The 22,722-nt window shown below is 57.6% G+C and carries 23 protein-coding genes and 1 pseudogene; 15 read left to right on the forward strand and 9 right to left on the reverse strand.

The window, feature by feature from the left end; genetic code table 11:
• Nucleotides 1–242: 242 nt before the first annotated feature.
• Nucleotides 243–413: a helix-turn-helix domain-containing protein gene (locus tag AC1RTP_RS09150; RefSeq protein ID WP_498606703.1), complete on the reverse strand. Its 171-nt coding sequence runs from the start codon at nt 411–413 to the stop codon at nt 243–245.
• 828 nt (nt 414–1,241) lie between these two features.
• Here AC1RTP_RS09150 and AC1RTP_RS09155 point away from each other — a divergent pair.
• Together AC1RTP_RS09155 and AC1RTP_RS09160 are read left to right on the forward strand one after the other, a co-directional pair.
• On the forward strand, nt 1,242–2,441 hold the full coding sequence (locus tag AC1RTP_RS09155; RefSeq protein ID WP_498606704.1) for a PfkB family carbohydrate kinase: 1,200 nt from the start codon (nt 1,242–1,244) through the stop codon (nt 2,439–2,441).
• The gene (locus AC1RTP_RS09160) at nt 2,438–3,034 is read left to right on the forward strand and encodes a 7-cyano-7-deazaguanine synthase (RefSeq protein WP_498606707.1); all 597 of its coding nucleotides are present in this window, start codon (nt 2,438–2,440) and stop codon (nt 3,032–3,034) included. Before AC1RTP_RS09155 ends, AC1RTP_RS09160 begins: the two co-directional genes overlap by 4 nt.
• A gap of 663 nt (nt 3,035–3,697) precedes the next feature.
• Here the strand turns inward: AC1RTP_RS09160 and AC1RTP_RS09165 are convergent.
• Both AC1RTP_RS09165 and AC1RTP_RS09170 read right to left on the reverse strand, forming a co-directional pair.
• Nucleotides 3,698–4,489 carry an 8-oxoguanine DNA glycosylase gene (locus tag AC1RTP_RS09165; RefSeq protein WP_498606711.1) on the reverse strand — a complete coding sequence of 264 codons (792 nt, stop codon included), beginning with the start codon at nt 4,487–4,489 and terminating at the stop codon, nt 3,698–3,700.
• Between the two features lie 259 nt (nt 4,490–4,748).
• On the reverse strand, nt 4,749–4,931 hold the full coding sequence (locus AC1RTP_RS09170) for an H-NS histone family protein (RefSeq protein WP_498606714.1): 183 nt from the start codon (nt 4,929–4,931) through the stop codon (nt 4,749–4,751).
• Nucleotides 4,932–4,973: 42 nt separating this feature from the next.
• On the opposite strand from AC1RTP_RS09170, the gene AC1RTP_RS09175 reads away from it, so the two are divergent.
• The 3 genes from AC1RTP_RS09175 (at nt 4,974) to AC1RTP_RS09185 (ending at nt 6,575) form a co-directional block, all read left to right on the forward strand.
• Nucleotides 4,974–5,150, forward strand: a complete 177-nt coding sequence (locus AC1RTP_RS09175; RefSeq protein WP_498606716.1) for a hypothetical protein — start codon at nt 4,974–4,976, stop codon at nt 5,148–5,150.
• A 90-nt stretch (nt 5,151–5,240) separates the two neighbouring features.
• Nucleotides 5,241–6,086, forward strand: coding sequence for a type IV toxin-antitoxin system AbiEi family antitoxin (locus AC1RTP_RS09180; protein ID WP_498606718.1), 846 nt, complete (start codon nt 5,241–5,243; stop codon nt 6,084–6,086).
• 117 nt (nt 6,087–6,203) lie between these two features.
• On the forward strand, nt 6,204–6,575 hold the full coding sequence (locus AC1RTP_RS09185; RefSeq protein ID WP_498606721.1) for a hypothetical protein: 372 nt from the start codon (nt 6,204–6,206) through the stop codon (nt 6,573–6,575).
• A 34-nt stretch (nt 6,576–6,609) separates the two neighbouring features.
• Here AC1RTP_RS09185 and AC1RTP_RS09190 read toward each other — a convergent pair whose 3' ends face one another.
• From AC1RTP_RS09190 to AC1RTP_RS09200, 3 genes are all read right to left on the reverse strand, one after another.
• Nucleotides 6,610–7,914, reverse strand: a complete 1,305-nt coding sequence (locus AC1RTP_RS09190) for a hypothetical protein (protein ID WP_498606722.1) — start codon at nt 7,912–7,914, stop codon at nt 6,610–6,612.
• Between the two features lie 396 nt (nt 7,915–8,310).
• Nucleotides 8,311–8,499, reverse strand: a complete 189-nt coding sequence (locus AC1RTP_RS09195) for a hypothetical protein (protein WP_498606726.1) — start codon at nt 8,497–8,499, stop codon at nt 8,311–8,313.
• A gap of 35 nt (nt 8,500–8,534) precedes the next feature.
• Nucleotides 8,535–8,915, reverse strand: a complete 381-nt coding sequence (locus tag AC1RTP_RS09200) for a hypothetical protein (protein ID WP_498606729.1) — start codon at nt 8,913–8,915, stop codon at nt 8,535–8,537.
• Between the two features lie 135 nt (nt 8,916–9,050).
• Here AC1RTP_RS09200 and AC1RTP_RS09205 point away from each other — a divergent pair, with 135 nt between their 5' ends.
• A complete protein-coding gene (locus tag AC1RTP_RS09205; protein WP_498606731.1) occupies nt 9,051–9,284 on the forward strand; it encodes a helix-turn-helix domain-containing protein in 234 nt (77 codons plus the stop codon).
• A 133-nt stretch (nt 9,285–9,417) separates the two neighbouring features.
• On the opposite strand, the gene AC1RTP_RS09210 is transcribed toward AC1RTP_RS09205, so the two are convergent.
• Nucleotides 9,418–10,608, reverse strand: coding sequence for a hypothetical protein (locus AC1RTP_RS09210; protein ID WP_498606733.1), 1,191 nt, complete (start codon nt 10,606–10,608; stop codon nt 9,418–9,420).
• 171 nt (nt 10,609–10,779) lie between these two features.
• Here AC1RTP_RS09210 and AC1RTP_RS09215 point away from each other — a divergent pair, with 171 nt between their 5' ends.
• Together AC1RTP_RS09215 and AC1RTP_RS09220 are read left to right on the forward strand one after the other, a co-directional pair.
• Nucleotides 10,780–11,277 (forward strand): hypothetical protein, encoded by a 498-nt coding sequence (locus AC1RTP_RS09215; RefSeq protein ID WP_498606737.1) that lies wholly within the window; start codon nt 10,780–10,782, stop codon nt 11,275–11,277.
• A pseudogene (locus AC1RTP_RS09220) lies at nt 11,177–11,808 on the forward strand (DUF7665 family protein). The gene AC1RTP_RS09215 and the pseudogene AC1RTP_RS09220 overlap by 101 nt, the downstream one beginning before the upstream one ends.
• Nucleotides 11,809–12,085: 277 nt before the next feature.
• On the opposite strand, the gene AC1RTP_RS09225 reads toward AC1RTP_RS09220, so the two are convergent.
• Entirely contained in the window at nt 12,086–13,027 is a 942-nt protein-coding gene (locus AC1RTP_RS09225) for an AAC(3) family N-acetyltransferase (RefSeq protein ID WP_498606740.1), read from the reverse strand.
• 191 nt (nt 13,028–13,218) lie between these two features.
• Here AC1RTP_RS09225 and AC1RTP_RS09230 point away from each other — a divergent pair, with 191 nt between their 5' ends.
• Genes AC1RTP_RS09230 through AC1RTP_RS09245 form a run of 4 tightly spaced genes read left to right on the forward strand, consistent with a single transcriptional unit; the run spans nt 13,219 to nt 16,742 of the window.
• The gene (locus AC1RTP_RS09230) at nt 13,219–14,178 is read left to right on the forward strand and encodes a polysaccharide deacetylase family protein (protein WP_498606742.1); all 960 of its coding nucleotides are present in this window, start codon (nt 13,219–13,221) and stop codon (nt 14,176–14,178) included.
• Nucleotides 14,175–15,125 (forward strand): GNAT family N-acetyltransferase, encoded by a 951-nt coding sequence (locus tag AC1RTP_RS09235; protein ID WP_498606744.1) that lies wholly within the window; start codon nt 14,175–14,177, stop codon nt 15,123–15,125. Before AC1RTP_RS09230 ends, AC1RTP_RS09235 begins: the two co-directional genes overlap by 4 nt.
• Entirely contained in the window at nt 15,122–15,688 is a 567-nt protein-coding gene (locus tag AC1RTP_RS09240; RefSeq protein WP_498606747.1) for a GNAT family N-acetyltransferase, read from the forward strand. Before AC1RTP_RS09235 ends, AC1RTP_RS09240 begins: the two co-directional genes overlap by 4 nt.
• A gap of 52 nt (nt 15,689–15,740) precedes the next feature.
• Nucleotides 15,741–16,742 carry an acyltransferase family protein gene (locus AC1RTP_RS09245; RefSeq protein ID WP_498606750.1) on the forward strand — a complete coding sequence of 334 codons (1,002 nt, stop codon included), beginning with the start codon at nt 15,741–15,743 and terminating at the stop codon, nt 16,740–16,742.
• Here the strand turns inward: AC1RTP_RS09245 and AC1RTP_RS09250 are convergent.
• Nucleotides 16,692–17,612, reverse strand: a complete 921-nt coding sequence (locus AC1RTP_RS09250; RefSeq protein ID WP_498606754.1) for an AAC(3) family N-acetyltransferase — start codon at nt 17,610–17,612, stop codon at nt 16,692–16,694. The genes AC1RTP_RS09245 and AC1RTP_RS09250 overlap by 51 nt on opposite strands.
• A gap of 206 nt (nt 17,613–17,818) precedes the next feature.
• Between AC1RTP_RS09250 and AC1RTP_RS09255 the strand changes: the two genes are divergently transcribed.
• From AC1RTP_RS09255 to AC1RTP_RS09265, 3 genes are all read left to right on the forward strand, one after another.
• The gene (locus AC1RTP_RS09255; RefSeq protein WP_498606756.1) at nt 17,819–19,552 is read left to right on the forward strand and encodes an asparagine synthase-related protein; all 1,734 of its coding nucleotides are present in this window, start codon (nt 17,819–17,821) and stop codon (nt 19,550–19,552) included.
• A complete protein-coding gene (locus AC1RTP_RS09260) occupies nt 19,549–20,991 on the forward strand; it encodes a lipopolysaccharide biosynthesis protein (RefSeq protein ID WP_498606759.1) in 1,443 nt (480 codons plus the stop codon). Before AC1RTP_RS09255 ends, AC1RTP_RS09260 begins: the two co-directional genes overlap by 4 nt.
• Nucleotides 20,992–21,133: 142 nt before the next feature.
• Nucleotides 21,134–22,576 carry a lipopolysaccharide biosynthesis protein gene (locus AC1RTP_RS09265; RefSeq protein ID WP_498606761.1) on the forward strand — a complete coding sequence of 481 codons (1,443 nt, stop codon included), beginning with the start codon at nt 21,134–21,136 and terminating at the stop codon, nt 22,574–22,576.
• Nucleotides 22,577–22,722: the final 146 nt, after the last annotated feature.

Consider the following 22,722-nt stretch of genomic DNA (forward strand, 5'->3'; position numbering starts at 1 on the left):
AACGGCCGCCTAAGCGACCGTTGCGTGCGGGATTCTCTTAACCACTCCAGGTGGGACCTAAGCGAAAGGACTGTTAGGTGGCGCTACGTTTTACACACCCGCTCATTACGTAGCTTTTGAATGTGATGATGGTAGAGCAGATACTTCGATTTTTCAATCGCTAGTAGGTCAAATTTGACCCAGCATATGCTGAAGCCTTCATGAGTTCGGTCGGATGCAAAATCGAAAGAACCTTGCGAATCCTACGCCTCCACAGTTATCTTCAGAAACTTGCGACTGAACACTTCATCCCGAGCGACGACGTTGATGTCTTCGTCCAACCCCAACACGCGCAATGCTCGTAGGTAAATTCCGATAGAGATGGTGGGGTCCCCCTTTTCCAGTCGCCTTAACGTCTCGCGAGATACGCCCATCCTCTCGGCAAATAGCCGTCAGAGGATTCAGCAGCGCGCATTGCAAAGAGACGAACGAAGGGGAATTCAAGAGCACTCGATACAGAGAGAGGGACGTTCTCCGCCGGATAATCCAATGGTAGAAGGTGATGGACATGTGGGCGACGCAAGAGGAGTGGAGCGCACACGGGCACGGCGGAACCGGGGTGCGGACGGGGCTGAGGAGCAGTGGACCCAATTGGGAAAAATCACCGGCCCCTTCCATCTACCAAAAGATTTAATTCTGCCATTACAAGTTGTTTCGGCGCAGCAATCTCCTATAAAATCAGAAAGCCTCCAATCGCCCGCTCCGCCTTTGGCGACTTACCGCCGAGGTGACCGGTTGGATGGTTTAAGGAACGAACAGCAAGTAAGATTTTCACTGTCGGCGTTTTACATTTCGCAGCTCTGAATCTAAGAATAAAGTGGAGGAAGCATGACTGGAGGCGGTGGTGGTGGTGGTGATTGGCGTCCTGTGCCGAGAATACCTGTTCCTCCTCAAGTTGGGGACGGAATTGGTGGTGGTGACATCGGGCCTGGAAACCCTTGCGCAATTGACGAGCTGACTCAGCTCAACTCTGTTTCCCCCGTAGCGTTAAGAACTTTGTCGCCGGGCTCTGTGCTCGACGTCGTCTTCATTGTGGGGCCTCCGCAAAGGCTTGTCGTGCAAGATAGTACGGGGCAAATCGTTGGGTCGATTACGTCCCGGTCAATGCTCCAAATTATCGAATGCATTCAGAGTGGCCGGCGTTACGTCGCCGAGGTAGTCAGCATTCAAGGCGGCTCCTGCCAGGTGCGAGTCAGGCTGGCATGACGACGACTCAAATAAATGTTGTGGGTGGGGTCTACTACGAGCAATGCATTTGGCCAGCATGGGACCAACTGTTCGGCTCCGGCGGCCGCGCGGCGACAGCGCTCGTTAGTCACGTCAATCGGGTTAATTTATATACCTATGCCCACCCCGATGTCGAGCAAGACTTCGCTAAGGCGGCAAAGATTTACGGGTTCGGAGTGGTTACTACACCAGCGCCGGCGGGTATGTCGTTCGATTACGTTCATTGCATGTCGACACCCATAATCCGTCCTCCCCTGGCGCGAATCACGGCGTTGGAGCCCATTTTGGTGAGTGCTGACACAGTGCTCCGATTTGGGATGCTAGAAGGCTCTGGAAAGGTCGATGCAAAATGGTGCGTATACGACCCTCAATCGGCGTTTCGGCCAGAGTCCTTCTGGGAGAACGGTAGCCAAGCCGAGCACTTGGCCATTGTAGCTAACCGCAGCGAAATTATTGCGATGGGAGGTGACCCTGACTTTGAGATGAGTGCCAAGGCTTTGCTGGCTCGCGGGGCAGAGGTTGTCGTGGTGAAGTCGGGGCCGACTGGCGCGTATGTGTACACCTGTGACAGCGCAGTCGCTCACATACCAGCATATCGGAGTGAGCTCGTATGGACTATCGGTTCGGGCGATGTGTTCGCAGCGATATTTGCCGCGCAGTGGGCGGTGCACCGAAATTCCCCGGCTACCGCAGCTGAATTAGCGTCGAAAGCCGTTTCGCACTACGCCGAGACAATGGCCCTGCCTGCTCTTCTACCGCAGCAATTAATTGACACGCCGCGCACCGCATCATCGACAGTCAAGGGACGGGTCTACTTGGCGAGTCCGTTCTTCAATCTTGGACAACGATGGCTCGTCGACGAGGCTCGCCGCAGTTTGGGGGAATTGGGCATGGAAGTATTTTCCCCGGTTCACGACGTAGGGCCGGGGCCTGCGCAGGTCGTTGGTCCTGAAGATATCAAGGCGCTGAATGAATGCGACCGTGTATTCGCCATTCTCGATGGACTCGACGCCGGCACCATCTTCGAAGTGGGTTACGCGCGTGCACGCGGCATCCCAGTGTACGCGCTTGCTCAAGCGGTCAATGAGGAGGATTTGAAAATGGTGGTCGGTTCTGACTGTAAGGTTTTCTTCGACTTTGTCACCGCACTCCATCACACGGCGTGGAAAGCATGAAAACTGCACTGCTCATTTCCGGTGGAATGGATTCGGTCGCAATCGCCTATTGGCTGCGCCCCGAAGTTGGGATAACCGTGGCGTACGGTCAACGCGCAGCGACCGCGGAGGTTCGAGCGGCCGCTCAAGTATGCGAGGTCCTGGCGATTGAGCATCATGTAATCGAAGCGGACCTTAGTGCGTTGGGCAGTGGTGATATGGCCGGTAAAGCTCCTGCAGAACTCGCACCGGTTTCCGAATGGTGGCCGTTCCGCAATCAAATGCTGGTTACCTTAGCGGCGATGAAGGCTAGCGCTCTCGGAGTTGATAGGCTTCTTATCGGCACTCTTCGTACCGACGGCGTTCACGCAGATGGAAAGCCGGAATTTTTGGAAACCATGAGCGCCGTGCTTCGCTGCCAGGAAGGCGGGATTACCCTTGAGGCACCAGCCATCATGCTAAGCGGCGCCGAGCTCATCAAAACTTCTGCGGTTCCGAGAGATGTGCTCGCTTGGGCCCACTCATGCCACGTAGCAAACGAGGGATGCGGAATGTGTCGGGGCTGCAGGAAGCACTACGAGACGTTGGAGGAGCTTGGACTTGAGCCATACTGAAGACCCCACACCATTAGGAGACAGTGCGTTTCTGGAGTACAAATGGCGTGTGGTGTCCAGCGAGATATTTGCAGCAAGTGAGGTGGCACCGAAGAGAACGTTCGCTGACGTAATCGAGCATCGCCGTTCAAGTAGAGTGCTTGCGCCTGCTTCGCTCGAGCAGACGGTTGGTGCCCTACTTTTTGCACTCAGGCCCCGCTTCTGGAAGGAAGGGGATTCGCTGAGGCGTAGCCGACGTCCTTCATTGTCGGCTGGAGCACTTCACCCCATCACGGTCCTATTGTTCCACGAGCGTCAAACCTTCCGCCTCAATGCGGAGTCATCCACACTCGAAAGGCTTCAATTTTCGGATGAAGCATACGCTGCATGGGTAAGCAAGTGTCAAGGCTTGCTCCCAGAAGCAAACGGCACATTCCTAGCGCTAGTAGCAGATACGGCTCGGCCCAGCAGTGCGTACGCCAACATCGAATCAATTGTCTGGCGCGACGCCGGCGCTATGCTTCAGACAATTGCGCTTGTGTCCGAGCTTTTTGGTTTGGGGTTTTGTCCCTTGGGCATACTGGGTCACGAGGTCGTCGCAGAGCTGCACGCGGATGGGCAGCTATTGGCCGTCGGAGCGGCTGTGATTGGGTTGCGACCTGAAGCGCGAGCCGCTGATTCCGTCTAGTGAACGCTTTGGCCTTCGCTCTCGAAGAGTTGAAGCTGCTTGTCCTGGGTGTGTGATTTCCTCATAATTGCGGAAAGGCGCCGCACATGGTCCCACATCAACCCATCGAGCGTCGCGGCAGAGACGTCGATTGCGCGGGCGAATGCGACAAAGCGCTCCTCTAGTTCACGATAATGGGTTTCGGGGCGCCATTTTTTGGGGAACAATCCTAAGTGTTGCCCGACCTTGATGATGTGAATGTCCAGGATGGCCACCTCACTTTGAGGTCGCATATTTCGGACAATCCACGACGCCGTTTTAAGGCCAATGCCTGGCAGGTCCTTTAGTTTGTCCCGAAAAGCCACATCATCTTCTGGCTGCTCGAAGTCTGGCAGTCGTGCAAGGCATCCACTAAGGTAAATTGATTTCTGCCGAATGAACCGATATTTACGCGCGCGCCCTTGCAAGACGAAGGGTTCAGTTAAAGAGTCCTCCAGCTCGCTTGCGGTTGTACCTGGACGAAGCAGGTCGCGTTCGCGCAGGCGCGAGTACGCAGCTAGTGCCAGCTCCGCTGGCATTCCCCATCCACCGAGGAGGCAAGCGGCAACCTCTTCGGCAAGGGACCGGCCAAGCCGAAAATCGCAGAACATCCCAGATTCAATGTACTGCCAGGCTTGCCCACGCCAATATGCGGGAGTCATTATTTCATCGAATGCACCCCAGCAAATGCCCGGCAAAACCTCGTCCTGAGCCGCAGGTATGGTAAGCGTCCGAAGCTCGCCTGCAATACGTGAATACATGATTTGCATAGGTTCGGATGTCCAGTAATTTGTATGGTGAATAAAATGGCTCCAAATCATACAGCAGTCTTTGGGCCGACTATCCACCTTTCCATTGGCCATTGAGTAGTCCAGCTCCAAAGCTAGACGATTCCCTTTAGTCCGTGAGGGAATGGCAGTACGACATTCAGGGCGGGCTCGCGTCGATACCAGCTCGTGATGCGAGCTGCTGACTGGACGGCAGAATCGACTAGGCCTGCGAGGTGACTCCCGCGTCAGGTTGTTATATTTACTTGATGAGGAAGTCGTCCCTGTTTTTCCCCGCCAACCATCGAGGTGCACGGCCACGGCCTGTCCAAGTCTCGCCGGTAGCCGTATCACGATATTTAGCTAGTACCGGCTGGCGAGCCTTCGCGGCCTTCGGCTTCACGCTGTTTCCGATGTCATTAATGGTCAGGCCATACGTCCGCATGATTTCAGCAATCTGTGCTTTGGCGGATGCAATCTCCGTTAAGTGAACTTCATTCTGAAGCAGGCGAAAGTGGTAAGCGAATTCCGGCTCATCGGCCTGGCTGCGGAGAAATGGCTGCAGCGCTTTGCCAATCGTGAGGCTACGTTGCTCGACTATAAAGCCAAGCTCTTGCGTGAATCAAGGTTGACTCAAGAATCGGTGCTGACTCCCATCGGTTGAACTATGCCACCCGGCCAACGGACAAAGGTCGGCTGAACCTTTTGACCTAAATCATTTGCAGATATTGGTGTTTTACGCCAATATCTGCAAATGATTCAGGACAATTCCTCACCCTCGAAAATTGTTGCTCAGCCTAGAAACAGAAAGGCGGCGCAACGGTTTATTGAATCGTGCCAAGCAAGAGGAAAAATCGCCTTTACCTTAGCCGAGTTGCAACGGGCGACAGGTTTATCCTTTATCGCAGCGCGCGACCAAGTCAAACGCTTAGGCAAGCAAGTCACCAGAATATCGCCTCGGCAGGACTTCTTTCTAATTGTTAGTCCGGTACAAGTCCCTATGGGCGCCCCGCCAGCCTTCTGGTGGCTTGATGCGTATTTTCAATCAATCGGCCAGCCTTATTACGTGGGCCTGCTCACTGCGGCAGCCGAACATGGCTCTTCGCATCAAGCCGTGCAGGTTACCCAAGTCTTAACCAATAGCCCGCTACGAGAATTGAAGGTTGGCCGGATTCGCGTGCAGTTTTTTGTAAAGAAAACGGTAGTAGATGCACCTACTTCAGATTTGCCGGCAATGTATGCGCCGCTGAAAATCAGCCCCCCGGAAGTGACGGCACTCGACCTGATTCGCTATTCCCATCGCATTGGAGGTATGGGCCGGGCCGTACATGTAATACGTGATTTACTACCCAGATTTTCTAAAAGGCGTTTTCAAACTGCTCTTGCGACTGAAGCGGAAGTATCTAACCTCCAGCGTCTTGGTTTCATCCTGGAAGAACTCAAACGGCCAGACCTAAGCGAGTTGGTCCGGGCAAGGCTTCCCCAAAGACTTAACTGGGTCTATTTGGAGCACCATAATACGCATGATATGGACCTTAAATCCGAGGAGGCCAAACTTTGGTCAGTTCGCGTAAATTCAGACATTCAACAATTATCGTGACCCAAATGATGACTTCGAAGGCCCCGGACTCGCAGCAAGCAAAGCCCAAATTCATTCTTTGAAGCCTGTTAGTTTAGCCCGAATCCACCCGGGATTTGGTGACCTAGTGTTACAGCGTTGCGATGGCTCTCAGCTTACCTTGCCATCTACCTGAATGACGTGCTGGAAGAAGTGTTCGACGCAACGCAAATCGTTGTCGAAACCGAACACTCGAATGCTGACGGCATCCGCTTCCGCGCAGCGTATGAGAGTATCGAAATCGTGGTCGGCACGACCTACATCGGCGAGGTTGACCACAAGCGTGGCCTGGGCTCGCATCGCACCGTGTTCGCCTACGATGAGGACGTTGGCATCGTTTCCATTCGCAATGAAGTCGGCAAGAATCCGCCGGCGGCGTATGTAGAGTTGGCCACGATGTCCGTGGACGACTTCATGGACTGGGCAAAACGCGTGCAGCGCAAGAAAGACGACGCAACTCAACCTGCCTAAGCAGATTCTCAGAGCCCCTTGCGAGGGGCTCTTTTCATTTCAGTCGCTTGGAAGAATGAAAATCTCGCAGGAACTCAATGAAGCTACTGAGCGGAGCTAGGGGTGGATTTTCACGTTGCAATAGATAATCGTGCAACTCGCCAAATACAACGACATGCTTAATGCTTACGTTATTAGGATGGAAATTTCGCTCAAGATATAACAAGAATTGGGCCAAGTTGGTGAATCCGCCAAACTCAAAGTCACCGGCCCGTTCGCGCGCGTACTCTGACCTCTCCTTGCCATTCTTGTGTGCGTTCGCGAGCAAGTCTGCAGAAAGGGAGCTTTGAGGGAAGAATTTCGAGGCGTCTGCATGTGCGGCTGCCTGCCCCCAAAACAGCTCGTCTTCGGGTTCATTGGAGTAGCGTGCAAGCGTCCCGTCATAAGTTTCGTTGTACCGTTCATCATGGACTTTATGAAAGCTTCCGTCCGGCATGTCCTGAATGTAGGACGGCACCTCAGAACCGTAGTAACTGTTTTCCCAGTGCTGGTTAACAGTCGCCAAGGTCAAACTCCAAATTGAATCCGAAAAGTGTGGGGATTCATTTTTCCAGATGACCGCAAAGCCAGTCTGCTGCATACGCGCACACTTTGAGCCAAGCACGTGCGCTAGCTCAGTGAAGTAGCGGTCAATCTTTAGGCCCAGCTCACATGAGGGAATCGTTATGCCAATAGTCTGTGGCACCAGTGCATAAAGAGGAGGATAATTCTGGGAGAGGTCCAACTTGAACAAGTCCTGAACAATGCTCAGTCTGAACCCTGACACATCATCCCGTTGCCATCGAAGCGGTAGAACGTATTTGCCATCTAACATGAGCGCTTGAACGGCAGAGCGTAACAAAGTGTTCCAGTTTTTCGCTACAGCGACATACACAAACTCGTTGACGAAAGGAGCCTGCAGTTTTGCTGCCGCGCTGTAGGCAAGCAGCTCTTGAACACACTGCCGTTCAGTATTAACACTCACTTTAAGTTCAACGAGAATGTAATTCGCGGCCTCGGTACAGAGAATTAGGTCCGGCCGCATTTGCGTAACCGACTTGGGCGCAATGCTTTGGTTGGCAGCAAGTAATGCCGGTTCTTGGTCGAACATTTCACAAACCTGAAGCGCCCGGTGAACGCTTTCACGGGCCAAAGCGAAAGTGCTGAGGTCATTACTGCACAATTGCGAATATTCGGCCGCTAACTCGTCACGATTACCGATGCTACCACCAAAATCAGGCGACTTGACCGCCTTCTCAAACCACGCCTGAAGTTCAGCTTCCTCAGCCTTCTCTGCATCTGAAATTTCATGTTGGCTCATACTGTCCTCAATGCTTTTTCGCGATAGTATCAGAGCATCCTTGTGGTCGCCTTACTTGCTAAAGAGCCGGCGCGGCGCCCGAACTGCTGGCGCGGGGTCGCTGGTGTAGCGAACAACCAAGCCATCTTAGTCTGTCCCGCGGAATACCGGAGACGGATTCCGTGAGGTAGCCAGGGCTTTTTTCAGGACGCGCTCGACTTCGCAGACGACTCGAATTCCAGACGACCGCTTTGACTAAAGATTGCCCCGTTCAACAAAGCCTGCGCGAACTTGGGCAGGGCTCGTCTATTTGAAAAGCTTAAGTAGATGGACCGGTTGTTTTCGTCGATTTCAGTTTCTAAGCAATCGTGCTACAGGCTCAGTGCTTGCCTTGCAGTCGCGTCTTCGGTCATCAAATTATTCATCGCAGTTAAGTAAGGCTTTAATCTGAAGAAGCGTTCGTTCCGCTGCCTCAGCTCGTTCGCGATGCTGCTGAGCATTCTTCAAGAGTGTCGCGATTTGAAGCCAATATTCCGCACCAATATCACCGTCTTCGAGCTGTAGCTGGTGAAGTTTTTTCAGTGCGGTGGCGAGGTCAAGGCTCATCTTAATGTCTGGTGTCGTAATGTTAGGGTTGTAGCTTAAGGCGCGAGCGCATGAAGCAGCTTTTGAATTCTCGCATCGAAAGAATATTTATAAACCTCAAAAAACACGCGTTCGTCTTTAACATCTACCTCTCTGAGAATTTGCCAGCTGGCATATGGTGAGTCATCGGTATCTGGCTCACCCAACACAACCGTATCAATTATTCCCAAAGCCTTTCGCGCATTCAGAAGTAGCGCAACCATATCGCTTTCGCTTGTTGGGGGAAGGCCTGCACGGCGGCAGAAGTCGTCAAGTGGAACTATGTGCTTGCCAATATCAGCATTTCGAAATCCGTGAATTGCTGCAGCTTTCAACACCTTTAACGCTGAGACCGTTAGCGGGCTTACGTCGATTTCTGCAATTTCAATTTCTGCCATGTATATCCAAATTTTGGTAGTCAGCTCTGCCGAGCATCCACCGGAATCAGTCGCATCAGCTTGTATACTATAGTATAAAGACGCGGTTGTGTTGGTTCACTAGACTTTTCTACTCATTGTGAGCAAAGGAATGTCGTGGACCCTGCATTGGCATTTGGGATAGTTTTGCGGCAAAAGCGGTTAGCGGCCGAGTTCACCCAGGAGCAATTGGCGCTCGAAGCGGGACTCGAGCGTGTCTTCATTAGTTGGATGGAAAATGGGAAAAAGCAGCCAACCTTCGAAACTATACTTAAGCTAGCACGTGCCTTGGACTGCCCAGCCTCTACGTTGGTTGGTGAAGCAGAAGACTTAATTCAAGCAACTGGTTGAATCAGCCTCGACGTTCATGATGCCGGCTTATGGTTACAACTCAAGGATGGTCGATGTTCGTTCTTCTGTGGACGACGGGGCACCTGCAGGGCTAAGTGCTCCAGCCTTTGCTCAGGTCGGGACGATGGTTAAGCTAGAAAAAAGGCCGCTTAGGTTCAGGAGCGTCAAGTATGGGGTCCGAAACTAGCACAAAGGGGTCAAGCCAATCTGCTTTGGCCCGAGTCCAAGCAAGCCAGTTCGCTTGCCCTTCGGACAGAGGTCCTGCCGCAATTGCATTTTGCTCAAACGCGTCAGCGAACGCTCGCAGCTTGACAGCACGCTCCCAATTGACTGCGTCATTTTCTAAGGACTTGAATCGTGCCGCTTCAGATGCGCGTCGCTTCAAAACAAACTCGTAGCGAGCTTGAGCCAGACGAAGAGCCTCTTGTCGACGAATCTCTTCTTGTTCTTTGGCGAAGGTCTCCTGGGCCAGTGCCACAATTCCCGCAACCACTTCGCCAAGACGTTGTTCAAGATTCTTGTTCGGAGTGTCCTTCCAGGTGCGTTGAGGCCAGCGCCCGACTTGGATAGTGAGCACACCGGTGGGCGCATAGTCATACATTGGAATGTGCGGGTAGGTTGAGGTCCCATCCCATCGTGAACGCTCCCAATAGCGTTTTTGTGCTCGCTCTTCAGCGGGAGTGGCTTCATGCCTGGTTCGACGAATATGCTCAACCAAAGTGAATTCTAGTTTGGTGTCAGTCTCAACTCTGCGAAAGAGTGATGCGGCCCGCGCTTCGTCGACTTCAACTTCGAATCCCTGCCTGGCCATTGTCTTCAGAAGCAAATCAATGAATCCTAGGGAACGGTCGAGGGCAGACCGGGTTACTGCGATATTGAGAACTTCTTTCGGCGCCGAGCGAATCAAAGTGTCAGTTGGCCAACCATCTCTTTTACGCAGTCGTTTGGACGCCGCCCGAACCAGTGGATGTTCAGGAGATGCAGTCACTTCATCTAGCGGTACCGCGAGCACCTCCTCACGGATGCGTGCATGCACCTCTTTAGCGGCTTTTCGAGCAGCTAGCTGCTCCGGAGGAAGTTTGACCAAATTTGGGAAGCGTCGAACCGGTTGTTCAAGTGCCGGGAGAGGTATTTGTCTCATAATTCGCCCAGCGTTTACTTTCGCCCAATAGCCCCTGCTTGGTAGCGGAATGGCCCACGTACGGCAAATTTTCGCGAGTCCTACGTCGGAGAGCCCATAGCGAGCAGCGACAACCGAAACTGGCTCTAACCATACTTCGTTATAGAGCGATTCGCGGTCAACAGGCTTTTTCGTCTCTTGCATAACAATCCCGACAAGACATCGCTCAGTCATTCTTGATTGAGCGAAGAGACAGAACTTTTGGCAGGCTCATCGGCCCTCATTAGAGTGCTTTCCGATTTTTCAAAGCTTTTGCGACTTACCTGGTATGAGTCGCGCATTTCGCGCGGCGAAAATCCCGAAAGGACCGCAGAAATGCAAACCCGAGTATATATCCAATCCGAGCACTTCCCTGACGTGAAGCTAGTCGAAATTGACGACCATGCGACTATCGAAGAACTCAAACATGCCGTTATTGCGCTGCTGTCGCAAGGTACCGATGCAACCGACCTGACCTTGTCTGTTGAAGATGACGACGACGATGCTCAGAACCATGCGACCCACGTTAAGCACTTGAAGAAGGAGCATGGCGTCCGTGTTCATCTCCACCGCTGCAAACATGTGACCACGATGGTTCGCTTCAACGGCCAAGTGGTGGAACATGAGTTTCGTCCCGCAACGACGGTAGGTCGCGTGCGTGATTTGGCCGGACACAAGCTGCACATGCAGCCTGGCGACATCGCAGAGCACGTGCTGCAGATTGCAGGTACCAATGAGCAGCCAGACATCGACGTCCACATCGGCACGCTCACGAAGTGCCCGCAATGTTCGGTCACGTTCGACCTGGTCCCAGCCCACCGTATCAACGGCTAAAGGAGGAGGCGCGAAGGCACAGGATGAACTGTCGCTGCGCGCCGACCTCGTGTCGCCGCGCTTCCTCTCTGGCGAAGACCGTGGTCGCTGGCAGCTTAAAAAGCTCGAGTGGCCGTACCTTTACGTGAACGTCGTAGCGCGCGATGGACGCGAGTTCACGCTGCGGCTGAATTGCAGCGGCTTTCCTGCCTCCCCCCAACGGGCACCTTTTGGAAACTAGCCACCGAAAGCCGCCTGGAATTTGATAAATGGCCCACCGGTGGTGAACGCATCCAATTGGCTCTGAAACTGGGCTGGAAGAATGGCGACGCGCTATACATTCCCTGCGACCGAGAGAGCATTGGCATCAGTCTGAAGCTGTTGTGGAGCCAAAACAGATGCCGTGTCCGAGTCGGACACGAAGAATTCCCTGGTCAGGGAATCTGGGTGTTGTCGTGTCCGACTCGGACACGAAGTCTCAGGTCAGCACGCATGCCTGGCCTGGTAGCCAATATTTGGCGCGTTATACCAGTCGCGGATAATGCGGTATAACGCCGCAAATTGTGCGTTTGGAGCTATATTCTAAGAGGTCATCTTTCCGTGTTAGCGCCGGGGATTCTTGGGGAAAATCTTGGGGAAAATTTCCTTTGATTTTCTTCCCACATCTTCCTCATCTTGCCCAACACTGCCTGTATCGAATATGATGGGAATTCAAAGAGTTGCGGTAAAACGAGCTACTTTTCCAAAACGCGAAAACGGCCTCCGAAGCCGAGGGTCGTGGGTTCGATCCCCGCCAGCCGCGCCACATTCCCCTAATAAGAAGTCCCGCTCATGTGACTGGCATTGCGCCGCCATGTGGCCGTGCGGCCAGTTGCTCCGGACCGGAGTAGATGGTCAGGCCCTGGCAGGCCAGTAGCTGCAAGTGCTCGACGAAACCGCGTGCCGGAATCCACCATGACTGCGCTTCGCCAACCTGGCCTTGGCGCAGCAGGCCGACGCGCCTGAATTCTTCCTTGAAGTAGGCCCGCAAATCCTCGCGCGAACGATGGTCGATGCGTTGCGGCATAAGATCCGGATCGAAGGGACGCACCGGGACTTCGCACAGCTTGCCATCCTGGTCGATGCAAGGCAGGCGATAGTTATCCTCGGCCCAGACACGTACGGGAAAGTCGTCCCCCATGGCGTCTTCCAGCACATGGTAAAACGTGACCGGCCCCATCGAAATGCCCAAGCCCAGCACCTTGGCATTCGCCAGGCCGACAAAGCGCTGCCAAGGTGAGCCCTCGCCAAAAATCGATGGAGCGCGATGGTGGGCTTCAGTCAGGTAGGCGGCGTAGCGGCCCCAGGCTGACACGGAATGGGTCGGATGCACGCTGCGATGGATGCCGGGACTGTCGAGAAAGGCTTTCGGCAGGCGTCCGATATTGGTGCCATGTTGGCGCACATCGAAGACATACTCCGGCATGCGGCAGGTGGCGCGGGTCGTTCCACCGGGCATATAGTAGGTGGGCATCACGAGCGTACCCGTCGGGCCGACGGCTTCCTTCAAAGCCTGTACCACTGCTGCCGCGCCTCCTTCCACATGGCCCAAGCCCTTCAGCGAGGAATGGACGAAGACGGCATCGCCCTTGGCAATGCCGAGCTTGGCCAGTCCGGCCAACAGCTCAGCGCGGCCGATAGGGCGCTGTGTTTTCCTGGCCTGTGTCGCGTTGTTGCGGTTGTGTAATGATTCGATCAGCGCTTTGGCCAGTCGCTTGGCGGGTGTGAGCATTAATTACTTCCTGCAAGTCTCTTTCCGGAAGGTTAGCACTGATGCAGAAATTCGCCGCCCAATTGGCGATGCCGGCTGTGCCAAAAATTCCTCAAAATGTAAGCGTTTCCAACCGAAATGTAAGGGTTTCACTTGCAGCGACCCCTTGCTTTCGTTAATATTATGTAAATTTTGTTAACCCGGGTTCGTGCATGCTTGATGTATTCATAACAGTCGATGTGGAAATCTGGTGTGACGGCTGGCGCGATATCGACGCCCGCTTCCCAGACGCATTTCGACGCTACATCCACGGCCCCACTGCCAGCGGCGACTTCGGACTGGCCTATCAGTTGAAGGTTTTGTCCGATCACGGCCTGAAAGGCGTGTTCTTCGTCGAACCCCTGTTTTCTGCGCGCTTTGGGCCTGAGCCCCTTGCGGAAATCGTCGGCATGATCGAAGCGGCCGGGCACGAAGTGCAGCTGCATATGCATACCGAATGGGTGGACGAGGCGCGCGAACCGCTGCTGCCAAACGTCGACCGCAAACGCCAGCACCTGCGCTATTACTCCCGCGAGGAGCAAGCGATCCTGATCCGCAAAGGCAAGGCGATGCTGGAACGCGCGGGAGCTGGCCAGGTGAATGCCTTCCGTGCTGGCAGCTTCGGCTTCAACCGCGACACCTTGCATGCGCTAGCGGTCAATGGCCTGGAATTTGACAGCAGCTATAACGCCATCCTGTTTGGACCGGACAGCGGCGTGATGCCGGGCACCATGCTGACGGACCCGGTGCGCTGTGACAACGTCGAAGAATACCCAATGACCGTGTTCCGCGATGGACGCGGCCTGCACCACGCCCAGCTGACATCCTGTTCGTCGGCTGAAACGGAAGGCTTGCTGTGGCAGGCATTGCAGCAGGGCCGCGAGGCTTTTGTCCTGCTATCGCATAACTTCGAATTGCTCAACAAGGCTAAGACGCAGAGCGACCCGGTGGTTGTAGAACGCTTCCGCCGACTGTGCGCGTTTCTCGAACGAAACCGTGATAATTTCCGTACCAGCGGCTTTCGCGGCCGCCAGCAAGCAGCGGCCGGTGTCCAGCGCGGCCCACTGAGTTCCCCGTGGCACCGGACAGGTTTGCGTATGCTTGAACAGGCATACCGGCGGAGGTATGGATGAGTCACTGGGAGTTGCGCCAAGTTCCGTTCGAGTTCAAGCTCAGCGACCTGACACTCGGCAGCTTGGCGATGGAGTTGCAGGTCCGTCCAAAACGAATGGGCGCGCCGGTTCGAAACGCGCAGGCCTTGCATGACCCGGCTCTGGAGCTGCTGCCCGGCAGCCAGGGCTTTGTGGAGCGCGGCGTTCCGCTCGACGAACATGCGCCGGTATTCATGGCCGTTGGCCAATACCTGTACTACGTGCCGCATCATTACAGCCATTGCTTTATCGACCTGACCATGGGCTTTGAGGCGTACCAGGCCAAGTTCTCGTCGAAAACCCGCAGCACCATCCTGCGCAAGGTGCGCAAATTCGCCGAGCAGACTGGTGGCACCGCACGCTGGCAGCTGTACCGCACGCCGTCCGAGGTTGCAGAGTTCCTGAAGCTGGCCATGCCGCTTTCGCGCCGCACCTACCAGGATCGCTTGCTCGATGCCGGCTTGCCGGATACGGATGAATTCCGCGCCCAGGCCATGGGTTGGGCGGCGCATGACGCCGTGCGGGCCTACCTGTTGTTCGATGGCGACCGCCCCGTTTCCTACCTGTTCTGTCCTGGCAGCGAAGGGGTGTTGACCTACTCCTACCAGGGCTATGACCCTGATTACATGAAGCTTTCGGTCGGCACAGTGCTGCAATGGATCGCGCTGGAGCACTTGTTCAACGAAGGTAAGTTCCGCTTCTTCGACTTCGACGAGGGCGAGTCGGATCACAAGCGCTTGTTCGCCACCGAGCAGCGGCTGTGCGCCAATATCTATATGGTGCGGCGCAACTGGACCAACAGCATGGTGTTGCACGCGCATCACTCCATGAACCAGTTTTCCGCCTATATGGGCCGTGTCGTTGACCGTTTTGGCCTGAAAGCGCGCCTGAAGCGGGTGATGCGCCACGGCAGCGCCGGCATGCTATGAAGGCGCTGCTCAAGCGATTCGCCCACGCCGTTCTCGGCGACTATTCCATTTATCGCGTGCTGCAGCGGCCTGCAGGCGCAGGCCCTGTGTCGCTGCCGCCGCAGGCAGCCGGTTTCACGATCGGCCTGGTGCAGCGTGCCGAGATCGAGGCTTGCGCCGACCAGGTCCTGCGCGAACAGGCTTTCTACGCGGGCGAGGGCGCGCGTGCCTATGCTTGCCGTGATGGCGAGCGTATCGTCGGCTTGTGTTTCTATTGGTATGGCGAGCGTTACCGTCCGCGCGGCTTCTGGCCGCTTCAGGATGGCCAGGCCAAGCTGGTGCAAATCATCACTTCGCCCGATATGCGCGGCCGTAAGGTGGCGCCGGCACTGATCGCCGCGTCCAGCGCCGATATGGCGGCGCAAGGTTTCGAGACCTTGTTTGCACGCGTCTGGCATAACAACTATCCCTCCTTACGCGCCTTTGCAGCAGCCGGCTGGAGTCCCTGCGCCGTGGTGGTGGAACTCAATCCCATGCGCCGCGCGCGGCCGTGGCGCTGGCGCATGATGCAGCGCAAAGTGTAGGCGCTGGCCGTCGGGCAGACTAGAGTTCCTGCCCGCTGCGACCGGAGCCGACATGCTCAAGCCGAACCTCGACTTCCTGCGCGCGCTTGCCGTGCTGCTGGTACTGGCTGCGCATGTGGCCGGCTACACCATCCAGACCAATCGCATGACCTTTGCGCTCGGCCAGTTGGGCGTAATGATGTTCTTCGTGCATACCAGCCTGGTGTTGATGCAATCGCTGGAACGGCAGCAACTGGCAGGCGCGGCGCTGCTGCGTGCTTTCTACCTGCAGCGCGCTTGCCGTATTTATCCGCTGTGCGCTGTCATGCTGCTGGCGATCTACCTCTTCATGGATGCGCAATGGACGCCGTTTGAACTACTGGCCAACCTTCTGCTGGTGCAGAACCTGGTGTATGCGCGCTATATGTCCACGGTGCTGTGGTCCTTGTGCCTGGAAGTGCAGATGTATTTGGCGCTGCCCTTGTTATTCCTTTTCTTCCGGCGCCGTCCGCAGCGCTGGCTGCTCGCGCTGTGGTTGCTGTCGGTTCCGCTGGCTATGCTGCAGCCCCTGCTCAGCGCGCGGCTCAATGTGTTCGAGTTCGCCCCTTGCTTCCTGGCTGGCGTGATTGCGTGGCGCATGCAAGGGCGCCAGCATTTGCCGTCGTGGCTATGGCCAGTGCTGCTGGCGCTGGTCGGCGCTTTATTTGTCGCTTACGCCGAGCCGCGCGCGAATAACTATGGGCGCTGGTCGGCGTGCCTTGCCCTCGGACTGGCGCTTCCCTGGCTGCGCGAGCTGGCAACGCCGCGCCTGAATCGCGCTTGCCAGTTCATCGCCAAATATAGCTATGGTATTTACCTGTTCCACCCGCTGCTGCTGTGGCTGTCGTTCCGCACGCTGGCGGGTCTGCATCCAGTGTGGCAGTGGACTCTGTTCCTGGCGCTGCTGATTGGGTTGACTGGACTGGGCTATCACTTGGTGGAGTTGCCGATGATACGTCTGGGGGCGCGCTGGAGCGCTCGCGCCTCAGTTCAGCGGGCGAGCGGCCAGCTGGCTGGGCGTGGAGTAGATGGTTAAACCTTCGCTGGCCAATTGCTGCAGGTGCTGGTAAAAACCGCGCGCAGGAATCCACCAGGAGGGTGCGAGGCCGACCTGGCCGCTGTGCAGCAGGCCGGCGCGCCGGAATTCGGCCATGAAATAGTTGCGCAAGTCTTCGCGCGAAGGATGGTCGATGCGGCGTTGCGCGAGCGCCGGGTCGAAAGGTCGCAGTGGCACTTCGCAGCGCTGGCCCGCGCGGTTGATACATGGCAAGCGGAAAGTCTGCTCTCCCCATACCGGGAGCGGAAACGCTTCGCCCATTGTGTCTTCCAGCACATGGTAAAAAGTGACCGGCCCCATCGAAATGCCCAGGCCCAGCACCTTGGCCTGCTCCAGGTTGAGCAAGCGCTGCCAGGGCGAGCCTTCGCCGAATATCGACGGTGCTTGGTGATGAGCCTCGGTCAGGTAGGCCGCGTGGCGACCCCAGGCAGAGACGGAATGGGTCGGATGCACACTGCGCTCAATGCCGGCGCTGGCGAGGAAGGCTTCCGGCAAGCGCCCCGTATCGCTACCGTGCTTGCGCACATCGAAGACATAGTCCTGCATCGCGCACGTGCCGAGGACCGTCCCGCCCGGCATGTAATAGGTGGGCAGCAGCAGGGTGCCTTCGGGGCCGACAGCGTGTTGCAGCGCCTGCACCACGGTGGCGGCGCCACCTTCCACAAAGCCCAGGCTTTTCAGCGAAGAATGGACGAACACGGTATCGCCGCTGACAATGCCCAGCGTCGCCAGGCCGGCGCTCAGGTCTTTGCGGCTGAGGTGGGGCTGTGCCTGGCTTAATGCCTTGGCGCTGCTGTGCCGGCGCCAGGCTTCAGCCAAGGTTTTGAACGAACTGAACAGTTGGTGCATATTACCCCCTGACCAATGTTGCCAATTGCCCATCATCAGCGTGCCAGCAAGGCTTGCAGCTGTCAATTGAGTTTGCTTGATGTATGTCAATCAGATAATATAGTGGATGTTTTGACAATACCGTTCGGCAACATCGTGCGCTTGCGGCGGCAGGCCAACTCACATATGCTGAAGCGCGCCGAGAACCTCGCTTACCGATAACAACCATGTCTATATTTGCCGGAATTGTTGCCCGCGATCCCGCAGCATCCTTACCTGCCGACCTGATTGACCAGTTGCGCCGCCATCTGTCGCGCCACCCTGGCGACCAGGGGCGCGTACGTGAAATCAATACCGACCGCAGTTTTGTCGCCAGCCTGGAGCTTGGTGCACTGGGCGGTAGCGGCGCTTATGCGGCGGATGGCTTGCATGCCTTCGTGGCTGGCGCGCCACTATTGCAGCCCGCCGGTGAAAAGGCCAAGGGCCGTGATGAAAGCCTGGCGCAACTGGCGCGCGAACTGGCGGCGGGGCGGCTTGAAGGCTTGCGCGCCAGCCGCGGCACATACTGCCTGGTAGTGGCTGAAGACAATGGCCGCCTGCACCTGGCGACCGACAAATGCGGCGTACGCCCTTTGTATTGCTGGGTCCAGCGCGACTACGTGATCTTCGCCACCGCGCTGCGCATCCTGGAAGCTTTGCAGGGCATGCCGCGCGAACTCGATTTGCAAGGCGTGGCGGAATCGGCCTGCTTCGGTTTCCCGCTGGCCGACCGCACCCCTTACCGCGACATCGTGTGCCTGCACGCCGGCGAAGTGCTGACGGTGGATGGCGCCGAACTGCAACGCAAGCGCTACTGGCGCTGGGATGAAGTCGCGCCGCGCACCGACAGCGAGCCGGGCCCGCAGCGCCTGTACCGGATTTTCCGCGAAGCCTTGCGCTCACGCCTGGGCGACGATCATGCGGCCGCAGCCTTCCTGAGCGGCGGATTGGACTCGCGCGCCATCGTAGCCGCCCTGCGTGATGAAAACGTGGCTGTGGCGACCGCCAATTTCGGCTGGCCGAATAGCCAGGACGAGCGCTTCGGCGCCATGGTTGCCGAGCGCCTGGGCGCCAGCCATAGCCACCTGGTACAGCGTCCTTTGGTGGAAGGCGACGCCTACAGCAAGGCTACCGTGCTGGATTGGCTGGAACAGGCCCGGACTTCCGCCGGCGCGCTGCCGCGTCCAAAAGTGATCTGGTCCGGCGACGGCGGCAGCGTTTGCATGGGCGCGGTCTACCTTACCGAACCAATGTACGCGGCCCTGCGCGAAGGCAAGCCCGACCAGGCGCTCAGTATTTTCCGCGACTTTAACCGTTGCCACTTGTCGACGCGCCTGCTGAAGCCCGGGCTGGGCCGCCAGATGCAGCAGCAGGTGGAGCAGGGCATGCGCGCCGAACTGGACGGCCTCAAGCCGCACGACCCGGCACACAAGATGTACCTGTTCCTGCTGCTGAACGACCAACGCCGCCACCTGTCTAACCACTTCGAAACGCTGGACACTACGCGCGTTGAATTCGAGTTGCCGTTCTTTGATGCTGATTTGATCGAAGGGGTGCTGGCTGAAGCCGCCGATCCTTTCCTGCGCCATGTGTTCTATATGGACTGGCTGGTCTGCTTCGGCGGCGGCGTGCTGGAAGTCCCTTGGCAAGCGTATCCCGGCCATGTGCAGTGCCCGCTGCCGGTGCCGGAAGGCATCACCTACCAATGGCGCGGGGCCGACGATGAACAATTGCGCCAGCGCGCGCAGCGCGAGGCCGACAGCCTGCGCAAGCTGCTCAAGGCGCCCGGCTTTGCCGGCAAATACCTGAGCCTTTTGACCAGCTATGCCTTCCTGCTGGCGATGCGCCTGGGCCGCGGCCGCCTGAGTTTCCACCTGCAGTTGCCGAACAGCCTGCACCGCTATTGGGTACGTACGCAATGAATCTGCAGTCCGAAGTCGCGCGCGGCGTGAAATGGGTCGCCAGCGCCAAGTTGGGCAGCCAGCTGATCACCTGGGGTATCACGATTTATGTGATGCGCCTGCTGGCGCCGGCCGACTACGGCTTGCTGGCCATGGCCACCGTCGTGCTGGGCTTGCTGCTGATGTTTGCAGAAGCGGGCCTTGGCCCGGCGCTTGTGCAGCGCAAGGAAGTCAGCGAGCAGGAATTCCGCCAGGCGCTGGGCGTGATCTGGATGTTCAACCTGGTGCTGTTCGCGCTGACCAATGCCGTCGCACCGGCCCTGGCGGTGTTCTATCATGAGCCGCGCCTGCAAACTCTGGTGCATGTGCTGTCGCTCCAATTCCTCCTGTTGCCGCTGATCGTGCTGCCTGATGCGCAGCTGCAGCGCCGCCTGGACTTCCGCGTGCGCTCCCTGATTGAACTGGGTAGCGCGCTGGCAAGCAGCCTCACCACACTGGGCCTGGCCCTTGCGGGCGCGGGCGTGTGGGCGCTGGCGCTGGGCCAGCTGGCGACCCTGGTGGCGCGCGCGCTGGCGCTGAATATCTGTGCGCCAAGCTATTGGCGGCCGCGCTGGCCGGGCCAGGGCCTGGGCGCCTTGCTCGGCATGGGCGGCAGCATGGCGGCGGCACGCCTGCTGTGGTACTGCTTCACGCAGGCCGATATGCTGATCGTGGGCCGCACCCTGGGCGACCAGTTGCTGGGCCTGTATTCCGTCTCGATGCACCTGGCCTCGCTGCCAATGCAGCGCATCATGTCCATCCTGAACCAGGCCCTGTACCCGGTGCTGTCGCGCGCCCAGCATGATTTGCCGGCCATCCGCGCCGGCGCGCTGAAGATGCTGGGCTATGTCGGTTTGCTGGCCTTCCCGATGATGTGGGGCATGGCCAGCGTGGCGCCCGAACTTGTGCACGTGGTGCTAGGGGCGGACTGGGCAGGCGCGGTGCTGCCTTTGCAGGTGCTGTGCCTGATCATGCCGTTTCGCGCCCTGGCGCAGCTGTTGCCGACCGTCACCGATGCCTTGGGCAAGCCGAATGTGGGCCTGAACAATGTGCTTTTGAGCTGTATCGTAATGCCGCCCGCCTTCTACATCGGCAGCCGCTGGGGTATCGCGGGCATCGCTTATGCATGGCTGCTGGCCTATCCGCTGGTGCTGCTGACAAATATGCGCCGCATGCTGAAGGTGATCGGCATCGGAGCCGGCGATGTGGCGCGCCGCGCCGGCCCTGCCGTGCTGTGTTCTGCGCTCATGTATGGCGCGGTCAGCCTGTTGCGCGCCCCGCTGGCGGAGCAGCCGCGGGCCTGGGCTTTGATGGCGGAAGTGTTTACCGGCGTGCTCGCCTATAGCCTGGCCAGCCTGGTCCTCAATCGCACCCTGGTGGCGGAATTGCGCGGCATGCTGCGCGGCCGCGCCGCAACCTGATCATTTCACGCAACAGAAGTTCATTGAATTTCGCTATTGTGACTTTTGGTGAGTTTCATTTGCGCAGCGACTTCCTAAACTTCAACAGAAGGTTCCGTCGTTAAACTTGCCCTCGGGCAGTGGGTTTCTCGGAGCACGACTGATGAATCTGCAGTCCGAAGTCGCGCGCGGCGTGAAATGGGTTGCGGGCGCCAAACTGGGCAGCCAGTTGATCACGTGGGGCATCACGATTTATGTGATGCGCCTGCTGGAGCCGGCCGACTATGGCTTGCTGGCCATGGCCACCGTTGCCATGGGCTTGCTGCTGACATTTGCCGAAGCGGGGCTGGGGCCGGCGCTCGTGCAGCGCAAGGACGTCAGCGAGGAGCAGTTTCGACAAGCCTTGGGCTTTACCTGGCTATTCAACCTGGTGCTGTTCGCACTGACCAATGCCGCGGCGCCCTCCCTGGCTGCTTTTTACCGCGAGCCGCGCCTGCAAGCCCTGGTGCATGTGCTATCCATTCAATTTCTGCTCTTGCCTTTGATTGTGCTGCCGGACGCGCAGCTGCAGCGGAGCCTGGACTTCCGCAAGCGCTCGATGGCCGAACTGGGCGGCGCGTTGGCGAGCAGCCTGGCCACCCTTGGCCTGGCCATGGGGGGCGCCGGCGTGTGGGCGCTGGTTGCGGGTCCTTTGGCAGGCCTGCTGGCGCGCGCCCTGGTGCTGAACCTGAGCGCGCCTGGCTATTGGCGGCCGCGTTGGCCGGGACAGGGCATCGCTGCCCTGGTGGGCATGGGCGGCAGTATGGCGGCGACCCGCCTGCTGTGGTTCTGCTACGGGCAGGCAGACATGCTGATTGTGGGGCGGATGCTGGGCGAGCAAATGCTCGGCTTGTATTCGGTGTCGATGGACCTGGCCTCGCTGCCGATGCAGCGCATCATGTCGATTATGAACCAGGCCCTTTACCCGGTGATGGCGCGCGCCCAACATGACCTGCCGGCGATCCGCGCCGGCGCGCTGCAGGTGCTCGGCTATGTCGGCTTGCTTGCCTTCCCGATGATGTGGGGCATGGCCAGCGTGGCGCCGGAGCTGGTGCATGTCGTCCTGGGGCCGAATTGGGAAGGCGCCGTGATGCCATTGCAGGTGCTGTGCCTGATCATGCCCTTCCGCGCGCTGGCGCAGTTGCTGCCGACGGTAACGGACGCACTGGGCAAACCGAACGTTGGCTTGAACAATATGATCTTGAGCTGTGCCGTGATGCCGCCCGCCTTCTACTTTGGCAGCCGTTGGGGCATCCGCGGCATCGCCCTTGCCTGGCTGCTGGTCTATCCCCTGGTGCTGGTGTTGAATATGCGCTGCATGCTGAAGGCGATCGGGGTCAGCGCCGCCGAGGTGGCGCGCCGCGCCGGTCCGGCCGTGCTGTGTGCTGGATTGATGTTTGCGGCGGTTACCCTGTTGCGCAGCTCGCTCGAGGACCAGCCGCGTGCGTGGGCCCTGGTGGCCGAGGTACTGACGGGCGTGCTGGCTTACGGCCTGGCCAGCCTGCTGCTCAACCGCACCCTGGTGGCGGAAGTGCGCGGCTTCTTGCGTCCGCATGCCGTCACCTGATTGTATTTTCCTATTGAAACTTTTGGTGAGTTTCCCAGATGCACCAAGTTTCTATACTCAACACATGACATGGCTCGGGACGCCCCAACTCGCGTCCCATTTCGGCCATGCGGACCCCAATCCCCCGGTTCGTGCGACATCCTTTC

It is taken from the genome of Pseudoduganella sp. GW821-FHT11H04 (assembly GCF_058807935.1).

Coding starts and splice junctions, on each gene's coding strand:
- AC1RTP_RS09150 (WP_498606703.1), bottom strand. CDS start 413: ATGGGCGTATCTCGCGAGACGTTAAGGCGACTGGAAAAGGGGGACCCC.
- AC1RTP_RS09155 (WP_498606704.1), top strand. CDS start 1,242: ATGACGACGACTCAAATAAATGTTGTGGGTGGGGTCTACTACGAGCAA.
- AC1RTP_RS09160 (WP_498606707.1), top strand. CDS start 2,438: ATGAAAACTGCACTGCTCATTTCCGGTGGAATGGATTCGGTCGCAATC.
- AC1RTP_RS09165 (WP_498606711.1), bottom strand. CDS start 4,489: ATGCAAATCATGTATTCACGTATTGCAGGCGAGCTTCGGACGCTTACC.
- AC1RTP_RS09170 (WP_498606714.1), bottom strand. CDS start 4,931: ATGCGGACGTATGGCCTGACCATTAATGACATCGGAAACAGCGTGAAG.
- AC1RTP_RS09180 (WP_498606718.1), top strand. CDS start 5,241: ATGATTCAGGACAATTCCTCACCCTCGAAAATTGTTGCTCAGCCTAGA.
- AC1RTP_RS09190 (WP_498606722.1), bottom strand. CDS start 7,914: ATGAGCCAACATGAAATTTCAGATGCAGAGAAGGCTGAGGAAGCTGAA.
- AC1RTP_RS09195 (WP_498606726.1), bottom strand. CDS start 8,499: ATGAGCCTTGACCTCGCCACCGCACTGAAAAAACTTCACCAGCTACAG.
- AC1RTP_RS09200 (WP_498606729.1), bottom strand. CDS start 8,915: ATGGCAGAAATTGAAATTGCAGAAATCGACGTAAGCCCGCTAACGGTC.
- AC1RTP_RS09210 (WP_498606733.1), bottom strand. CDS start 10,608: ATGCAAGAGACGAAAAAGCCTGTTGACCGCGAATCGCTCTATAACGAA.
- AC1RTP_RS09215 (WP_498606737.1), top strand. CDS start 10,780: ATGCAAACCCGAGTATATATCCAATCCGAGCACTTCCCTGACGTGAAG.
- AC1RTP_RS09225 (WP_498606740.1), bottom strand. CDS start 13,027: ATGCTCACACCCGCCAAGCGACTGGCCAAAGCGCTGATCGAATCATTA.
- AC1RTP_RS09230 (WP_498606742.1), top strand. CDS start 13,219: ATGCTTGATGTATTCATAACAGTCGATGTGGAAATCTGGTGTGACGGC.
- AC1RTP_RS09235 (WP_498606744.1), top strand. CDS start 14,175: ATGAGTCACTGGGAGTTGCGCCAAGTTCCGTTCGAGTTCAAGCTCAGC.
- AC1RTP_RS09240 (WP_498606747.1), top strand. CDS start 15,122: ATGAAGGCGCTGCTCAAGCGATTCGCCCACGCCGTTCTCGGCGACTAT.
- AC1RTP_RS09245 (WP_498606750.1), top strand. CDS start 15,741: ATGCTCAAGCCGAACCTCGACTTCCTGCGCGCGCTTGCCGTGCTGCTG.
- AC1RTP_RS09250 (WP_498606754.1), bottom strand. CDS start 17,612: ATGCACCAACTGTTCAGTTCGTTCAAAACCTTGGCTGAAGCCTGGCGC.
- AC1RTP_RS09255 (WP_498606756.1), top strand. CDS start 17,819: ATGTCTATATTTGCCGGAATTGTTGCCCGCGATCCCGCAGCATCCTTA.
- AC1RTP_RS09260 (WP_498606759.1), top strand. CDS start 19,549: ATGAATCTGCAGTCCGAAGTCGCGCGCGGCGTGAAATGGGTCGCCAGC.
- AC1RTP_RS09265 (WP_498606761.1), top strand. CDS start 21,134: ATGAATCTGCAGTCCGAAGTCGCGCGCGGCGTGAAATGGGTTGCGGGC.